The following is a 246-nucleotide window of genomic DNA, read 5'->3' on the forward strand; positions in this document are numbered from 1 at the left end:
GCCATTGGACTGCGCCGGCATAGAGAATCAGCACCAGCGTGGCCAGGTTCAGCGCCAGGCGGTAATCCTCCAGGTAGCCAAGCTGGCGGAACAGTTCGAAGAAGGCGCACAGCCCGAGCAGGATTCGCCCCCAGTTCGGTCGGCTCCAGGCCCAGCCACGGCCCAACGCCAATGCCGCAGCGCCGAGCAGGGGCAGGCCGAGAAAGCTGCTGGCCTGCGAGAGCCACAGGTGCGCGGGCTGCCAGC

Annotated in this window: 1 protein-coding gene; it reads right to left on the reverse strand. The window is 67.9% G+C overall.

All coding sequences use genetic code 11. From position 1 onward, the window contains the following. The coding region (locus LK12_RS23500) for a hypothetical protein (protein WP_039290880.1) at nt 1–246 on the reverse strand (246 nt) is incomplete at both ends.

The organism is Novosphingobium malaysiense (assembly GCF_000802225.1).
GTDB lineage: Bacteria > Pseudomonadota > Alphaproteobacteria > Sphingomonadales > Sphingomonadaceae > Novosphingobium > Novosphingobium malaysiense.